Here is a 15112-nt window from a genome sequence, read left to right on the forward strand (position 1 = left end):
AAATGATCTGTGAACGCCCTCACCCTGAATAACATCGAGGTCATCTACGACCACGTCTTCCTGGCCATCAAAGGTGTTTCCATCGAGGTACCGCAGGGCGGCATGGTCGCCCTGCTGGGCGCCAACGGTGCCGGCAAGAGCACCACGCTGAAGGCAGTGAGCGGGCTGCTCAAGTCGGAGCGTGGCCAGGTCACGCGTGGCGACGTGAAATTCATGGGCCAGGACATCGCCAAGCTGGCGCCGCAGGACCGGGTCAAGATCGGTATCGCCCAGGTGCTCGAAGGCCGTCGTGTCTTCGAGCACCTGACGCCCGACGAAAACCTCATCGCGGCTTCTGCCGTGCATGGCGGCAAGGCCGACATGGAACGCAACCGCGACCGGGTGTACTCCTACTTCCCCCGCCTGCACCAGCGCCGCACCGCCAAGTCGGGCTACCTGTCCGGCGGCGAACAGCAGATGCTGGCGATCGCCAGGGCCCTGATGACGCAGCCCAAGCTGCTCATGCTCGACGAGCCCAGCCTTGGCCTGGCGCCGGTGATCGTGGCTGAGATCTTCGAGATCATCCGGCGCATCAACCGCGATGAAGGCATGTCGATCCTGCTGGTCGAGCAGAACGCCATCGCCGCGCTGGACGTCGTGTCGCACGGCTACCTGATCGAGAACGGCCGCGTCGTCATGCACGAGAAGGCCGAGGTCATGAAGAACAACCCGGACATCCGCGAGGCCTACCTCGGCGGCGCCGAGGGCCGCGATTTCAAGGAGATCAAGCACTACCGGCGCCGCAAGCGCTGGCTGGCCTGATCCTGCCAGCGGCAGCGCTGTGTCTGAACGCACGATAGCGAAGCTGCTCGAGCGGCTGCGGCGGCTGCCGCCGCAGACCTCGCTCACCCTCGGGCAGTTGCGCGCGCAGTATGAGCGCGCCCATGTCGCCTTCCCCTTGGAGGGCGAGGTCACGCTGCAAGTGCTCGACACCGGCCCTGTGCGCGGTGAATGGCTGCTGCCCGCAGGCGCCAGCGATGCCGTCGTGCTGTACCTGCATGGCGGCGGCTATGTCATCGGCTCGCCACGCTCGCACCGCCACCTTGCGGCGGACATCGCTCTGGCCGCCGGCACCCGCGCGTTCACGCTCGACTACCGGCTGGCACCCGAGCACCCTTTTCCAGCCGCGCTGGACGACGCCGTGGTCGCCTACCGCTGGCTGATTGCGTCACAGCGGGTCAAGCCCGGCCGCATCGTCCTGGCCGGCGACTCGGCCGGCGGCGGGCTGGTGCTGACGACCCTGGTTGCGCTGCGCGAAGCCGGCCTGCCGCTGCCGGCCGCCGGTGTGTGCATTTCGCCCTGGACCGACCTCAGCTGCAGCCTGCCAGCGTGCGATCCTCAGCGGCCCAGCCACGACCCGCTGATCGACCACGCCGTGCTGCGTGCCATGGCCCATGCGACCATGGGTCGACGCAGCCTGCGCGACCCGCGTGTGTCGCCGCTGTTCGCCGATCTTCGCGGCCTGCCTCCGCTGCTCGTGCAGGTCGCCGGCGGCGAGGCTTTGGTCGATGACGCCCGACAACTGGCCCTCGCCGCCAGCGAGGCCGGCGTGCACACCACGCTTGAAGTCTGGCCGCGCATGATTCACGTCTGGCACTGGTACGCGCGCATGCTCGACGAAGGCCAGCAGGCCATCGAACGCGTCGCGCAATTCATGCACGGGGCGCTGCGGCAACGCGCCGAGGCTGATCCGGCTTGATGGCGGCTGCGCCGGCTCAGGCCGGCGTGAACACCGGCAATGGCGGCCCGCCCTCGCTGGCGCTGAACTTCAACGTCACCGGCTGTCCGATGCGCACCGCGTCGGCATCGGCATCGACGATGTTGCTCATCATCGTAGGACCTTCTGCGAGTGTCACATAGGCGATGATGTAGGGTACCTCGGCGCGCCGCATGACGCTGAAGCTGTAGATCGTGCCCTTGCCGCTGGCTTGCCGCCATTGCACGCGTTCGCTGCCGCAGAACGGGCAAGCTGCGCGCGGGTAGTGGTGGTGGTCGCCGCAGTCGTCGCACTGCTTGACCAGCAGGCGACCTTCGCCGGCGGCGTCCCAGAAGGCCTTCGTCTCCGGGTAGACCGTGGGGGCGACCAGCTTGCGTTCCTTGATCAGCATATTCACTCCCGCTCCATGATCAGTGTGCCGCTGCCGTGGCGCGTGCCCAGCGAGCCGCCGGTTCCATGCGCCAGTGCGAGCCTGCAATTGGGCACTTGCACCTTCGGGTGCGCCTCGGCGCGCAGCTGGCGTACCGCCTCGATCACCTTGGTCATGCCGCCTCGGTTGCCCGGGTGGTTGTTGCACAAGCCGCCGCCGTCGGTGTTGAAGGGCAGCTTGCCGGAACCGGAGATCAGGTTGCCGTCGGCGACGAATCGGCCGCCCTCGCCCTTCTTGCAGAAGCCGAGGTCCTCCAGCGTCAGCAGCACGGTGATCGTGAAGCTGTCGTAGATCGACGCGTACTGGATGTCGGCGGGCTTCACGCCAGCCTCTGCGAATGCCGCCGGCCCGGTCCAGGCCGCGCCGGTGGTCAGCAGGTCGACCTTGCCGCCGATCTGCGCGCGTATGAACTCGCCCGTACCGATGACCTTGACCGGCGGACGCTTGAGCTGGCGCGCTATCTCCGGCCGCACCACGACGAGCGCGCCGCCGCCGTCGCTGATGACGCAGCAGTCGAGCCGGTGCAGCGGGTCGGCGATCATCGGCGAGCCGACCACGTCCTTCACCGTCACCACGTCGCGCACCATCGCGTGCGGGTTGTGCTGGGCGTGGTGCGACGCAGCCACGCGGATCCAGGCCAGCTGTTCGCTGGTGGTGCCGTGCTCGTGCATGTGGCGCATGGCCGCCATGGCATACATGTTGACGGTGGTCGGAGCGTAGGGCAGCTCGAACGGCACGTCAGGCGCGGGGCCGTAGTTGCGCGGCGCGGTGCCCGTGGCCATGCCCTCGGCCTTGGGCCGTCCGGCCAGCGTGATCAATGCCACGTTGCAGCGGCCGGCGGCGATGGCCGCTGCGGCATGGGCGACGTGCACTACGTAAGACGAGCCACCGGTCTCTGTGGTGTCGACGTACCTGAGTGTCATGCCCATGTAATCGACCATGCTCATTGCACCCAGGCCCGGTGCGTCCCCGGCGCAGAAGTAGCCGTCGACGTCACGCATCGTAAGCCCGGCGTCGGCGAGCGCGCCGCGCGCGACCTCGGCATGCAGTTGCGCCACCGACTTGTCGTCGGCGCGCCGGATCGGGTGCTCGTAGGCCCCCGCGATGTAGGCCTTGCCCTTCAGGCTCATGGATTTCCCTTCGCAGCCTTGACGGTGGCCGTACCCTTGATGACGTCCTGCCCCTTGCCGTTGCGCACCCACACGTCGTAAATCGACGGCCCGATACCCTCGCGCAGCTCGCCGCCGCCGGTCACGTCGTCGTCGATGCGCACGGGCTGCACGAAGCGGATCTCCAGGTGAACGCGGTTCAGTGCGTCGGCGCCCAGCGTGTTCCTCAGCGCCTGCCAGATCAGCGCCACCGACATCGTGCCATGCGCGATGATCCCGCCCATCGGGCTCCTGGCGGCAAACTCCTTGTCGACGTGAATCGGGTTGTAGTCGTTCGTCACCGCCGCGTAGGCCATGATAGTGTCGAAGTCGACGTGCTTGGTCGACGTCTTCAGCTGCTTGTCCATGGTGGCCCCTTACTGCGCGACTAGCGTGGTCATGATGCCGCTGAACAGCAGCTCGCCCGAGCCCGCGGCGCGCGTCACACTGCGCACGCGCACCCACTTGCGGTCCTTCTTGACTTCCTTGTCCAGGCACCAAACTTCGGTGCGCAAGGTCTCGCCGATGTGCGGCATGCGCATAATGTTGAAAGTCTGCCCGCCGTGCACGCCACCGGGCGGACGCGGCGAGTTCAGCGTCAACACGGCGTCGATGATGATCATCGCCAGCATGCCGCCGGGCATGACGCCGGGGTCGTTGTCGTTCGGGTACACGCTGCGCCACTTGGCGATGGTCGCCTCGTCAACGCTGAAGTCGCGCGTGCCGTAGCTCTTGCCAGGCTCGTAGTGGTCGTAGTTGAAGATGGCGGGGTCACTCATGATTTTGCGGGCTCTACTTGCGGAACCTTCTGTTCGGTGCCGGAGCGGGTCTCGTAGCAAACACGCACGCGCATGCCGATCTTCACCGTCGCCGGATCGCAGTTCAGCACGTTGCACATGAAACGGAAGCCCTCGTCCAGGTCCACCAGCGCAAGAACGTAGGGCGTGTCAGCGGCGAACGATGACAACGGCGCGCGGTGGATCACCGAGAAGCTGGCCACGCGCCCGAGACCGACGGCAACCTGCCATTCGTGCTTGGTGCTGTGGCAATGCACGCAGGCGTAGCGCGAATAGAACTGCGCCTTGCCGCAGGCGCTGCAGCGCTGGAAGCGGAACTCGCCCTGGTTCGCGCCCTCCCAATACGGCCGGCTGATGTTGTCCGGCACCGGCATCGGCTTGGTTTGCACTTCGGCCATGGTCAGGCCCTCCCCATGATGATCGAGCAGTGGCCGGAAAAGATGCCGCCCAGCGTGTGGGCCAGCGCCACCTCGGCGTCTTTGACCTGGCGCGGCCCGCATTCACCGCGCAACTGGCGTACCGCCTCGACGACATGAAACATGCCGCCGGCCGCACCCGACGAGCCGTACGACAGCAAGCCGCCGTTGGTATTGACGGGAAAGCGCCCTCCGATAGCGAGCTCTCCGGCCAGCGCCGCCGGGCCGGCCTCGCCACGGCCGTAGAAGCCCATCGACTCCAGCGTGATGAGCAAGGTGCTGGTGAAGCAGTCGTAGATGTGAGCGCAGTCGACGTCCTTGTGTTTGAGCCCGGCCTGGGCCAGTGCATCGGCGGCCGACTCCTTGCAGCCGAAATCGACCAGCGACGGCGCCGCGAAGATGTGCTCGTGCGTGTGGCCTTCGCCGATGCCCAGCAGTTCCACCGCCCGCCGGCGGCCATCGCGCGCGGTGTCGCCAGCGCTCACCACCACCGCGGCACCCCCATCCGACACCAGGCAGCAGTCGAGCATGCGCAGCGGCGAGGCAATCAATTTGGACTTGCGAACATCGTCCATCGTGATCGGTTTCTTCATGTGCGACTGTGGGTGCAGCGCGGCGTTGGCGCGCTGGTTCACCGCCACGGCCGCGAGATGGTCGCCGTTGAGCCAGCCTTCGTGGAAGTAGACCTGGGCGGCCATCGCGAACGCGGCTGGCACGCTCATCCCGTAAGGCTGCTCGTACTGCGGGTGGCCGACGTCGGCCAGCGCTGCCTGTACCTTGTCGCCCATGCCGGTCAGGCGGTTGTCGCCGGTGACGCACAGCACGTGGCGGCAGCGGCCCGAACGCACCAAAGATTCGGCATGCCGCACTAGGAGACCACCTGTCATGCCGCCCATGGCGATGGAGGCGTTGACCTTGGGGCGCAGCCCGATGTACTCGCCCAGCACCCCGCCGAGCATGAGCTGCGGCGAGGCGAACGAGTACGCGGTCAGCAGGCCATCGATGTCGGACACCGCGAGCCCTGCATCGGCCAAGGCGCCCAGTGCGGCTTCGGCATGCAGCGACATGCAGGTGCTGTCTGGCAGCGCGCCGACCTGCGTGTCGTGCACGCCGCTGATGATGGCTTTGGTTCCCATGCTTGTTCCCGTGCTAGGCCAGGCTGATGCGCGTGTCACGCTGCAGCCGCCGGATCTCGTGGATGGCACCGTCGACCAGATCGGTCATGATGTCGCGCGCCGGGCGCCGCGCCTTGAGCAGGCCCCCCGCCTGACCGGCGATGTTGTAGAAAAGGTCGTGACGGCCGGCAGCCAACGCCGCGGACAGGAAGTCCTCCATCAGGATGCGCTGGTACGGCGTCTCCAGCGTCGGCAGACCGGACTCTGCCCAGGCCTGGGAAATCTCACCGTGGAAGGCACGCACCGTCTTGCCGGTCCAGACCTTGCTGACACGGAAGGCCTCTGAGTCGGCGGCCACGATCTGGTCCTTGCAGGAGTCGAACAGCTCGCACTCGTCGGCCACCAGGAAGGCGGTGCCCAGCCAGGCGGCCTGCGCACCCAGCACCAGTGCGGCGACGATCCCGCGGCCATCGGCGATGCCGCCGGCGGCGATCACCGGCGTTGGGTTCACCGCGTCCACCACTTGCGGGATCAGCGGCAACGAGGCCACGGTTCCTGTATGGCCGCCGGCCTCGGTACCCTGCGCAACGATCGCGTCGACGCCCGACTTGCGCTGGCGCACCGCATTGCGCACCGAGCCTGACAGGCCGATCAGCTTCATGCCCTGGGCCCGCGCGCGCGGCAGCAGGAAATCGGGGTCGCCCAACCCGGCGGCGAAGATCGGCACGCGTTCCTCGAACACCACGTCGAGCACCGACTTGGCGTATTCGATGTTGACCACCGTTTCGTCGGCCGGCTGCACCGCGGGCAGCTGGTAGCGCTGGAGCAGCGTCTGCACGAAGGCGGCATGCTCGGGGTAACGGCGCCGGATCTCGTCGCGCACGCCCGAACGGGTGTCGGGTGCGTCGGCAATGCGCGCCGGCAGCAGCAGGTCGACGCCGAAAGCACGGTCGGTGAGCGAACGCACCTCGCGGATGCGACGCCGTGTTTCCTCAGGTGACAGCCCCGAGCAGCCCAGCACACCACAGCCCCCCGCCTGCGACACCGCCGCGACCAGCTTGGGCGGCGTGGCCCGCCCGCCCACCCCCATGCCGGCGAGGAAGATCGGGTACTCGATGCCGAACGAGTCGCAGAAAGCGTTGTGCAGAACCGGACGCGCCATCACTTGAATTCGGGCTTGCGCTTGGCGCGAAAGGCGGCCACGCCCTCCTTCACGTCGTCGGTCTGGAACAGGAAGGGGAAGGCATCGACCGCGTAGCGCATGTCGTCGCCGCCCAGTCCGCGGTTGTAGAAGGATTTCGCCATCTGCACCGCCATGTGCGGTTTGCCGGCAAGCTTGTCGGCAAAGGCCATCGCCTCGTCGAGCAGCTTGTCGTGCTCGACAGTTCGCAACGCGATGCCCAGTCGCACGGCCTCGGCGGCATCGATCGGTTCGCCCAGCATGCTCAGTTCCTTGGCCTTGGGGCGGCCGACGATGTCGTGCAGTCGCAGGAGCGCAAAGCCCGGCAACAAGCCGAGCTGGATCTCGGGCACGCCGAAGCGGGCTCGCTCCGAGGCGAGGATGAAGTCGCAGGCGATCGCGAGCTCGAAGCCGCCGCCGAAGGCCATGCCATTGACCGCCGCGATCAGGGGCTTGCGGCAGCGTTCGGGTGCTTCCAGCACCGGCAGCACGTCGGCGATGAAGCTGCGCGCCTGCTCGGGCGTGGCCGGGAAGGTGCTGATGTCCGCGCCGGCACAAAAGGCCTTGTCGCCGCGACCGGTGAGGATGCCCACGCGGATCTCGTCGTCCGCCTGGATTCTCGCTAGGCTCTCGATCACGCCTTCGCGGATTCCCATGGAGATGGCATTGAGCTTGGTCGGCTCGTCCAGTGTGACGACCGCGACACGGCCCCGCTTTTCGAATTCGACACTGCCGATGCGCATGGACTGCTCCTGTGAAGGCTTCGAAGGTTTGTTTTCGGACTGTGAAGGCTAACGAACGTTAGACAGTTAGTCAATGACCAGAATGCTTTGTTCGAAGGGCTCTCAGCGGCGCAGGCCGCCGTAGCTCGCCCACGGCGTGGCCACGAGGTAGCCGGCGTCGACGGGCAGGTTGATGCCGGTGATTGCCGACGCCAAGTCCGATGCCAAGAACGCCACCGCGTTCGCGATTTCGCGCGGCTCGATCAAACGGCCGAGCGCAGCATGCGTGGTCATCGCGCCGGTCTCCAGCGTGCGCGTCGTGATGCCCTTTTCGAGCGCCGGCGTGTGCGTGAAGCCGGGCGACACGGCGTTGACGCGCACGCCCTTGGGGCCCCACTCCGCCGCCAGGCATTCAGTCAGGTTGATGACGCCGGCTTTGGCCGGGCCGTAGGAATGCAAGGGCCCCGAGCCCATGCCGGCCACGGATGCGATGTTGACGATCGCGCCACTGCCGCGTTTCGCCATCACGGCGCCGAAGCGCGCGCAACACAGGTAGGTGCCGCGCAGGTCGATGCGGGCGACGAAGTCCCATTCGCGCAAGCTCAGTTCCTCGGGCGGCAGCGTGCGTTGCAGCACGCCGGCACTGTTGACCAGCACGTTCGGCACGCCCCAGCGCGCCTGCACGGCAGCCACCAGCGCATCGACCGATTGTTCTTCGCCGACGTCGAGCGCCAGTGCAGCGCCGCCAATCGCCTCGGCCACCGCGCGCGCCGCCGCCTCGTTGCGGTCGGCGACGACGACTTGGGCTCCGGCTTCGGCCAGCACCCGCGCGCAGCTTTCGCCGATGCCGCTGGCGCCGCCGGTGACGACCGCAACCTGTCCTGAAAAGTCGAGCTTCATGTTGTTGATCCCTTGGGTTGACATGTCAGTTCGGCACGCAGCACGCGCTTGAGCACCTTGCCAGACGGCAGGCGCGGCAAGGTCTCGCGCAGCACCAGCTCCTTGGGAAGCTTGAAGCCGCCGAGCTTGCCGCGGCAGAACGATTGCATTTCCTCGAGCGAGAGTGTCGTGCCCGGCCGCAGCACGACGACTGCGGCCACGCGCTCCCCCCAACGCTCGTCCGGCAGGCCGACCACCGCCGCCTCCAGCACCTGCGGAAGTCGGTAAACCACGCGCTCGACCTCACTGGAGGCGATGTTCTCGCCGCCGCTGATGATCATGTCCTTCTTGCGGTCAGTGAGGAAAAGAAAGCCCTCGGAATCGAGGTAGCCGATGTCGCCGGTGCGAAACCATTGGCCCGGGTGGAAGCTGGCCGCGGTCTTCTCGGGGTCGCGCCAGTAGCCGCTGGTGACCTTGGGACCACGCAGGCAGATTTCGCCGGCCTCGCCTGCCGGCAGGTGGCGGCCCTCATCGTCGCAGATACGGATTTCGACGTGCGGCAGCGCGCGTCCGGTCGAGCCGATTCTCTCGATCTCGCGCCCGGCCTCCATCAGCGTGTCGCCGGAGCAACTCTCGGTCAGACCGTAGCCATCGATGTAGCGGCCGTCCTTGAAAAGCGAACTGAACTCTCGGATGCGTTCTTCGGGCGTGCGCTCGCCTCCGCCAATCTGCCAGCGAAAGCTTCTCACGTCGAAGCGATCGCGATCCGGCAGCGCGAGCAGGCGGTTCAGCATCACCGGCGCCATCCAGCCGGCGGTCAGACGTTCGCGCGCGATCAGAGCCAACGTCTCCTCGGGCTCGAACTCGCGCTGCACCGCGAGCATGCCGCCCATCTGCAGCACCGCCAGGCCCGGCAGGTCAAACGCGCCGACGTGGTACAGCGGCCCGACCAAGAGCAGCCTTTCGCCGCCATGCAGGCCCAGCACCGCGATGTGGTCCAGGCATTTCCAGTGGTAGTTGGCGTAGGAATGAATCACGCCCTTAGGCCGGTCGGTGGTGCCCGAGGTGTACATGAGCCGGAACAGGTCCTCGGGCCGGCGCACCTGCGGCGACCACACCGGCTCGGCCACGGGGCCGAGGCGGCGGCTGTCGGATTGCGCGGCTTCGTCGACGATGACCACTTGGCCCACGCCGCCGACGAGTCCACGGAGTTCTTCATCGGCCAGTAGCAGCTTCACACCCGCGTGGCCAACGATGTATTCGACCTCGTCGGCGCCGAGCCGGTAGTTGATCGGCAGCAGCACGGCGCCGAGGTGACTGACCGCCAGTGCCAGCTCGATGAACGCGGCGCTGTTCTTCATCAGCAGGGCAACGATGTCGCCTTCGCCGATGCCACGTGCGCGCAGGCTGCCAGCGGTGGCGGCCACCCGCGCGGCGAGCTCACCGTAACCCATGCGCTGCTCCCGGTAGAGCAGCACCGGCCTCTCGGGCTCGGCGCGCGCCCAGAAAAGCACCGCGGAACTCAGGTTGACCATCGCAAGCCCCCTCGGTCAGTAGGAACGCGGCATGCCAAGGTCGTGGTTGGCCACGTAGTTCAGGATCATTTCCTCGGACACGGGTGCGAAGCGGAACAGGCGGCAGTCACGCCACAGGCGCTCAACATGGAATTCGGTTGCGTAGCCCATGCCGCCCATGGTCTGCATAGCGCGCTCGGTGGCGCGGCTGACGGCCTGCGCGGCCAGCAGCTTGGCGGCGTTGGCCTCGCTGCCATAGGGCAGGCCCATGTCACAGTTCACCGCCGCCTTGTGGTTGAGCAGGCGCGCCGCCTCGACTTCGACATGGCATTGCGCGAGCGGAAACTGCAGCCCCTGGTAGCTTGTGACCGGCTTGTCGCCGAAGACCTTGCGCTCGTTGCCGTACTTCACCGCAAGCTTGATCGCCAGTTCGCCGGTGCCCGCCAGCGCCGCGGTGGTCACGATGCGCTCGGTATTGAGCACGTCCAGCAATTCATGCCAGCCACGGTGCAAGGTGCCGACGAGCTCGCCCGGCGCAATGCGCACGTCGTCGAAGAAGACGCTGCTCGACGCCAGTGTGCGCGTGCCGACCTTGTCGATCGCGGTGTGCGTCAGGCCCTTGCGCTCGACGTCAATCATGAACATCGACAGGCCGTCACTGCGCGACTTGCAGTCGGCGAGCTTCTTGGTGCGCGCCACCACCAGCATCTTGGCTGCGTCGGGCACGCCGGTGATCCAGATCTTGCGGCCGTTCAGGCGCCAGCCGTCGCCCACGGCCTCGGCGTAGCTGCGCAGCTCCAGCGTGTTGGTACCGGCGTCGGGCTCGGTCAGCGCCATGGAGCAGTTGATCTCTCCCGAGACGATCTTCGGCAGCAGCTCGGCCTTCATCGCCGGCGTGCCGAAGCGCGATAACGCGACGCCACCGAAGATCGGGTTGATCATGAAGAGCTGCCCGACGGTCGCGCCGCCGCCGCAGGACGCCAGTGTCTCAACCACCAGCGCCAGCTCGAACATGCCCAGGCCGGCCCCGCCGACCTCGGCAGGCAGCGCGGCGCCACACAGGCCAGCCTCGCAGACGGCGCTCCAGAACTCCTTCGGGAACGCCTTGGCGGCGTCCTGCTTGCGCCAGTACTCAAGGCCAAAGCGGTCGCCGACCTTGCGCGCCGCTTCGATCATCAGCTTCTGTTCATCCGAAAGTCGAAAGTCCATTGTGAGCTCCTGTGCCAGCTAGTCGAACAACAACCGAGTCGGATGGGCCAGCCCGTCGACGATCTCGTTCAGCAGGGCGGCCCCACCGACCCCGTCGAGCACCCGGTGGTCGACCGACAATACCAGCGCGATCTCGCGCCGCAGCGCCGGCTGGCCTCGCGCGTCGGGCCGGAAGAGCTCGCGCACGCTGCCGACACCGAGGATCATCGACTGGCCCGGCACGATGATCGAGGTCATCGCGGTCAGGCCGTGCATGCCCGCATTCGACACCGTGATGGCCCCACCGGCCATGTCGTCGGCAGCCAGCCGGCCCGCGCGGGCGCGCTCGGCCAGGGTATTGGCCCCGCGCGCAAGGTTGACCAGGCTCAGACGCCCGGCATCGCGCACGATTGGCACGCGCAGGCCGTGCTCGGTATGCACTGCCACCCCGACGTCGCTGCCATCGAGCTCCAGCGCGCCCTGCGGCGTCCAGACGCGATTCAGCTCGGGCAGCGCACGCAGGGCCCGGCCCACGGCTGCGACAAGGAAGTGGTTGAGCGTCAGCCGCGGCTCGGTCTCGGGGTCTTTCAGTTTGGCGTAAAGGTCAAGCAGGCTCGAAACCTCGGCTTCGCGCGCCAAATAGAAGTGCGGGATGTCCTGCTTGGCGGCGGTCAGCCGCGCGGCCGTGGCCTGCTGCACCGCGGTGAACGGCTGCAGGCGCCCGGTTGCCGTGCCGGGCTTCACTGGCGCCGGCGGCGGCGAGGGCACAAGCGTCGGTGGAGGAGTGGATGTCCGCGCTTTCAGCACCGCATCGAGATCGCGCGCCCTCACGCGACCCCGTGGCCCCGAACCCGTCACGTCGGCGAGCGCAATCTGATGGTCGCGCGCAAGACGGCGAGCGAACGGTGTCACCGGCCGGCGTGTGAGCGTGGCGGCCGTGTCGACCACGGCGGGTGCGGGCGTCGACAGCATGCTGTCGTCCCAGTGCCCGACCACCGCACCGACCGGCACGGTCTCGCCCACCGCGACCAACGGAGCGCCCATCACGCCATCGCTTTCGGCCGCGATTTCCGTCGCCGCCTTGTCGTTCTCGACCACGAACACGCAATCGCCGGCCTTGAAGCGCGCGCCGGGCGCGAGTGTCCATTCGGCCAGCGAGCCCTCGGTCATCGTCAGACCCAGCTTGGGCATGAGCCAGTCTCTACGCACTCCGTCAGGTCCCTTTGAATTCGGCCTTGCGCTTCTCGAGAAACGCGCGGCAGCCCTCGTGCGCATCGTCGCTGTCGAGCACTAGGCCGATCATCGCCTGCTCGTGCGCGAGCGCTGCGGGCAGCGGCATCTCGAGCCCCTGGCGCAGGGTGCGCTTGAGAAGCTTGAGCACCAGCGGCGACTTCTCCGCGATGCGCGTCGCCAGCGCCAGGGTCTCGTCGAGCAGCCTCGCTCGCGGCACTGTGCGGTTGCACAGCCCGAGCGCTACCGCCTCGGCGGCGGTGATTTGGTCGCCGGTGAACATCAGCTCCTTGGCGCGGCACAGCGGAATCTGGCGAATCAAACGCTGCGTGCCGCCCGCGCCGGGAAACAGGCCCAGCGTGATCTCGGGCAGACCGAGCTTGGCTTCCTCGGCCACCAGGCGGATGTCCAGCGCCAGCAGCAGCTCGGTGCCACCGCCGAGCGCCCAACCGTTGACGGCGCCTAGCGTCGGCTTGTCGCAATTGTCGAAGCGAGTGAACAGGCGATGGATCACTTCGGCGAACTGTTCGTAGTGCTGCAGCCCCCGCCGGCTGTCGAGATCGGCGATGTCGCCACCGGCCACGAAGGCTCGTTCGCCTGCGCCGGTGACAACGATGGCGCGCACCGCATCGTCGGCCTCGAAGGCCGCGAGCGCGGCGTCGAGCGCGTGCATGGTGGGTACGTCGATCGCGTTCAATGTCTTCGGCCGGTTGATCGTCAGCAGGCCCACCGGGCCGCGCTTTTCGCTCAGGATGCTGTCGTTCGACATGGGTGTCTCCGTGTTCATTCGAGGGTGCGGCGCAACGCCTTGACGATGGCCGCGGTACCGATGTTGTAGCCCTGCTCCAGCGACTTGGCGAAGGGCACCGGCATGAAGGGCGCGCCGACGCGCACCACCGGCGCGTCGAGCTCGTCGAAGCCTTCGTCGGCAATCGTGGCCGCGATCTCGGCGCCGACGCCGAAGGCCTGCACGGCCTCGTGCACGATCACCGCACGATGGGTGCGCGCCAGCGACGCCAGCACGGTGGCGCGGTCCCAGGGCTGCAGGCTGCGCAGGTCGATCACCTCGACCTCGACGCCCTCGCCGGCCAGCTCCCGCGCTGCCGCCAGCGAGGTGTGCACGGTCGCGCCGTAGGTCACCAGCGTCACATCACGGCCGGGGCGAACGGTGTTCGCCTTGCCGATCACGTCGCGCACCGACAGGTCGACCGGGCCCCTGCTGCCGTACAGGCCCTTGTGTTCGATGAAGATGACGGGATCCGGGTCTTCGATGGCGGCGCGCAGCAGGCCATAAGCATCGGCCGGCGTGGCCGCACATACGACCTTGAGGCCCGGCACGTGCGCAAGCCAGGCTTCGAGACATTGCGAATGCTGCGGCCCGGCGCTCAAGCCCCCGCCGTGCGGCGTGCGCAGCACCATCGGCACGCTGCACTGGCCACCGAACATGAAGCGCGCCTTGGCCGCTTGGTTCACCAAGGCGTCCATCGCCAGCGTGATGAAGTCCATGAACATGATCTCGACGACCGGGCGCAGGCCCGACAGCGCCGCGCCGACCGCGGCGGAAACGATGCTCGCCTCAGAGATTGGGGTATCGAGCACGCGCTTCGACCCGAACTCGTCCAGCAGGCCGCGCGTGGCCTTGAACGAGCCGCCGGGCGCGCCGATGTCCTCGCCCATCACGATGACGCGCGGATCGGCGGCCATGCTGTCGCGCAGCGCCTGTGCGACGCTGGCCATGTACTTCATCTCGACCGGGCCGGCGCTCACGAGGTCATCTCCGTATAGACGCCGGCGAAGGCGGGTTCAAAGGCCGGCAGACCATCGGCACGCGCGCCCGTGACCGCCGCTTCGATGCGCTGACCAATCTCGGCGGCCGCGGCATCGAGCGCCTCGGCGGCGACACCCGCAGCGAGCAAGGCCGCGTGCGCGCGCGCCAGCGGATCGGTCCTGGCGCCCGCCTGCATCTCGTCGGCGCTGCGGTACTTCTGCGGATCGCCTTCGAAGTGGCCGCGCACGCGGTGCGTCTTGCACTCGAGCACGCGCGGACCCAGACCCTCCCGGATCGCAGCCACCGCGCGCGCGGCGGCATCGGCGACCGCGAGCGCATCGTTGCCGTCCACACCTTCGTGAACGATGCCAAACGCCGCGGCGAGCGCGTCCAGCCGGGCCGCGAACTGGCGCGAAGTGGGCGAGAACTCGGACCAGCCGTTGTTCTCGCACACCAGCAGCAGCGGAGATTTCCACAGCGCCGACATGTTCAGCGTTTCGTGCAATACGCCCTCGGCCATCGCACCGTCGCCGAAGAAGCTCACTGCCAACCCGTCGCTACCGAGCACCGACTGCGCCATGGCGCTACCCAACGCGATCGGTATGCCGGCACCGACGATGCCGTTGGCACCCAGGATGCCCAGGCTCGTATCGGCCACATGCATCGATCCACCGCGGCCCTGGCAGACGCCCCCTGCACGGCCCATGATCTCCTTGAAAAAGCCATCCAGCGCCAGTCCACGTGCCAGCACATGACCGTGGCCCCGGTGCGTGGTAGCCAGCGTGTCGCCGGGCGCCAGTGCCGATGCCACGCCGGCGGCGATCGCCTCCTGGCCGACACTGAGGTGGATGAAGCCCGGCACCTCGCCGTCGGCAAACAGTTTCGTCAGTGCGGTCTCCGCCTGGCGCACCAGCAGCATCGTGCGGTACAGCGCGAACAGGCGCTCACTGCCATTCGAGGCCGCCATGC

General features: G+C 67.6%; 17 protein-coding genes. 2 read left to right on the top strand and 15 right to left on the bottom strand.

The annotated features are described in order from the left end of the window. The first annotated feature begins 9 nt into the window (after positions 1-9). Both FN976_RS10780 and FN976_RS10785 read left to right on the top strand, forming a co-directional pair. Positions 10-801 (top strand): ABC transporter ATP-binding protein, encoded by a 792-nt coding sequence (locus tag FN976_RS10780; protein ID WP_145893010.1) that lies wholly within the window; start codon positions 10-12, stop codon positions 799-801. Between the two features lie 19 nt (positions 802-820). Then, on the top strand, positions 821-1738 hold the full coding sequence (locus FN976_RS10785) for an alpha/beta hydrolase (protein WP_186510820.1): 918 nt from the start codon (positions 821-823) through the stop codon (positions 1736-1738). A 16-nt stretch (positions 1739-1754) separates the two neighbouring features. Here FN976_RS10785 and FN976_RS10790 read toward each other — a convergent pair whose 3' ends face one another. The 15 genes from FN976_RS10790 to FN976_RS10860 all read right to left on the bottom strand — a co-directional run bounded on the left by FN976_RS10790 (position 1755) and on the right by FN976_RS10860 (position 15110). Next, on the bottom strand, positions 1755-2147 hold the full coding sequence (locus FN976_RS10790; protein WP_186510844.1) for a Zn-ribbon domain-containing OB-fold protein: 393 nt from the start codon (positions 2145-2147) through the stop codon (positions 1755-1757). A gap of 2 nt (positions 2148-2149) precedes the next feature. After that, complete coding sequence (locus FN976_RS10795) at positions 2150-3316, bottom strand: thiolase family protein (RefSeq protein WP_145893012.1); 1167 nt, start codon at positions 3314-3316, stop codon at positions 2150-2152. Then, positions 3313-3702, bottom strand: coding sequence for a MaoC family dehydratase (locus tag FN976_RS10800; RefSeq protein WP_145893013.1), 390 nt, complete (start codon positions 3700-3702; stop codon positions 3313-3315). The genes FN976_RS10795 and FN976_RS10800 overlap by 4 nt, the downstream gene beginning before the upstream one ends. 9 nt (positions 3703-3711) lie before the next feature. After that, a complete protein-coding gene (locus tag FN976_RS10805) occupies positions 3712-4113 on the bottom strand; it encodes a MaoC family dehydratase (RefSeq protein ID WP_145893014.1) in 402 nt (133 codons plus the stop codon). Continuing rightward, positions 4110-4529, bottom strand: a complete 420-nt coding sequence (locus tag FN976_RS10810; RefSeq protein WP_186510821.1) for a Zn-ribbon domain-containing OB-fold protein — start codon at positions 4527-4529, stop codon at positions 4110-4112. The genes FN976_RS10805 and FN976_RS10810 overlap by 4 nt, the downstream gene beginning before the upstream one ends. Positions 4530-4531: 2 nt before the next feature. After that, complete coding sequence (locus FN976_RS10815; RefSeq protein ID WP_145893016.1) at positions 4532-5683, bottom strand: thiolase family protein; 1152 nt, start codon at positions 5681-5683, stop codon at positions 4532-4534. A gap of 13 nt (positions 5684-5696) precedes the next feature. Continuing rightward, positions 5697-6824, bottom strand: a complete 1128-nt coding sequence (locus tag FN976_RS10820; RefSeq protein WP_145893017.1) for an NAD(P)H-dependent flavin oxidoreductase — start codon at positions 6822-6824, stop codon at positions 5697-5699. Next, a complete protein-coding gene (locus tag FN976_RS10825) occupies positions 6824-7585 on the bottom strand; it encodes an enoyl-CoA hydratase/isomerase family protein (protein ID WP_186510822.1) in 762 nt (253 codons plus the stop codon). The genes FN976_RS10820 and FN976_RS10825 overlap by 1 nt, the downstream gene beginning before the upstream one ends. Before the next feature lie 102 nt (positions 7586-7687). Continuing rightward, positions 7688-8464: an SDR family NAD(P)-dependent oxidoreductase gene (locus FN976_RS10830; protein ID WP_145893018.1), complete on the bottom strand. Its 777-nt coding sequence runs from the start codon at positions 8462-8464 to the stop codon at positions 7688-7690. Next, entirely contained in the window at positions 8461-9978 is a 1518-nt protein-coding gene (locus FN976_RS10835; RefSeq protein WP_145893019.1) for an AMP-binding protein, read from the bottom strand. The genes FN976_RS10830 and FN976_RS10835 overlap by 4 nt, the downstream gene beginning before the upstream one ends. A 15-nt stretch (positions 9979-9993) precedes the next feature. Continuing rightward, the gene (locus tag FN976_RS10840; protein WP_145893020.1) at positions 9994-11166 is read right to left on the bottom strand and encodes an acyl-CoA dehydrogenase family protein; all 1173 of its coding nucleotides are present in this window, start codon (positions 11164-11166) and stop codon (positions 9994-9996) included. An 18-nt stretch (positions 11167-11184) separates the two neighbouring features. Then, positions 11185-12336, bottom strand: coding sequence for a dihydrolipoamide acetyltransferase family protein (locus FN976_RS10845; protein ID WP_255440301.1), 1152 nt, complete (start codon positions 12334-12336; stop codon positions 11185-11187). Between the two features lie 22 nt (positions 12337-12358). After that, positions 12359-13144, bottom strand: a complete 786-nt coding sequence (locus FN976_RS10850; protein ID WP_145893022.1) for an enoyl-CoA hydratase/isomerase family protein — start codon at positions 13142-13144, stop codon at positions 12359-12361. Between the two features lie 14 nt (positions 13145-13158). Next, positions 13159-14121: an alpha-ketoacid dehydrogenase subunit beta gene (locus tag FN976_RS10855; RefSeq protein ID WP_145893176.1), complete on the bottom strand. Its 963-nt coding sequence runs from the start codon at positions 14119-14121 to the stop codon at positions 13159-13161. 17 nt (positions 14122-14138) lie between these two features. Then, a complete protein-coding gene (locus FN976_RS10860) occupies positions 14139-15110 on the bottom strand; it encodes a thiamine pyrophosphate-dependent dehydrogenase E1 component subunit alpha (RefSeq protein ID WP_145893177.1) in 972 nt (323 codons plus the stop codon). Positions 15111-15112 lie beyond the last annotated feature (2 nt).

Origin of the sequence: Caenimonas sedimenti (assembly GCF_007833165.1) — a bacterium.
Taxonomy (GTDB): domain Bacteria; phylum Pseudomonadota; class Gammaproteobacteria; order Burkholderiales; family Burkholderiaceae_C; genus Ramlibacter; species Ramlibacter sedimenti.

Excerpts from the sequence above, each read along its gene's own strand:
- FN976_RS10790 (WP_186510844.1), bottom strand. The coding sequence starts at position 2,147 with ATGCTGATCAAGGAACGCAAGCTGGTCGCCCCCACGGTCTACCCGGAG.
- FN976_RS10795 (WP_145893012.1), bottom strand. The coding sequence starts at position 3,316 with ATGAGCCTGAAGGGCAAGGCCTACATCGCGGGGGCCTACGAGCACCCG.
- FN976_RS10800 (WP_145893013.1), bottom strand. The coding sequence starts at position 3,702 with ATGGACAAGCAGCTGAAGACGTCGACCAAGCACGTCGACTTCGACACT.
- FN976_RS10805 (WP_145893014.1), bottom strand. The coding sequence starts at position 4,113 with ATGAGTGACCCCGCCATCTTCAACTACGACCACTACGAGCCTGGCAAG.
- FN976_RS10810 (WP_186510821.1), bottom strand. The coding sequence starts at position 4,529 with ATGGCCGAAGTGCAAACCAAGCCGATGCCGGTGCCGGACAACATCAGC.
- FN976_RS10815 (WP_145893016.1), bottom strand. The coding sequence starts at position 5,683 with ATGGGAACCAAAGCCATCATCAGCGGCGTGCACGACACGCAGGTCGGC.
- FN976_RS10820 (WP_145893017.1), bottom strand. The coding sequence starts at position 6,824 with ATGGCGCGTCCGGTTCTGCACAACGCTTTCTGCGACTCGTTCGGCATC.
- FN976_RS10825 (WP_186510822.1), bottom strand. The coding sequence starts at position 7,585 with ATGCGCATCGGCAGTGTCGAATTCGAAAAGCGGGGCCGTGTCGCGGTC.
- FN976_RS10830 (WP_145893018.1), bottom strand. The coding sequence starts at position 8,464 with ATGAAGCTCGACTTTTCAGGACAGGTTGCGGTCGTCACCGGCGGCGCC.
- FN976_RS10835 (WP_145893019.1), bottom strand. The coding sequence starts at position 9,978 with ATGGTCAACCTGAGTTCCGCGGTGCTTTTCTGGGCGCGCGCCGAGCCC.
- FN976_RS10840 (WP_145893020.1), bottom strand. The coding sequence starts at position 11,166 with ATGGACTTTCGACTTTCGGATGAACAGAAGCTGATGATCGAAGCGGCG.
- FN976_RS10845 (WP_255440301.1), bottom strand. The coding sequence starts at position 12,336 with ATGCCCAAGCTGGGTCTGACGATGACCGAGGGCTCGCTGGCCGAATGG.
- FN976_RS10850 (WP_145893022.1), bottom strand. The coding sequence starts at position 13,144 with ATGTCGAACGACAGCATCCTGAGCGAAAAGCGCGGCCCGGTGGGCCTG.
- FN976_RS10855 (WP_145893176.1), bottom strand. The coding sequence starts at position 14,121 with ATGAAGTACATGGCCAGCGTCGCACAGGCGCTGCGCGACAGCATGGCC.
- FN976_RS10860 (WP_145893177.1), bottom strand. The coding sequence starts at position 15,110 with ATGGCGGCCTCGAATGGCAGTGAGCGCCTGTTCGCGCTGTACCGCACG.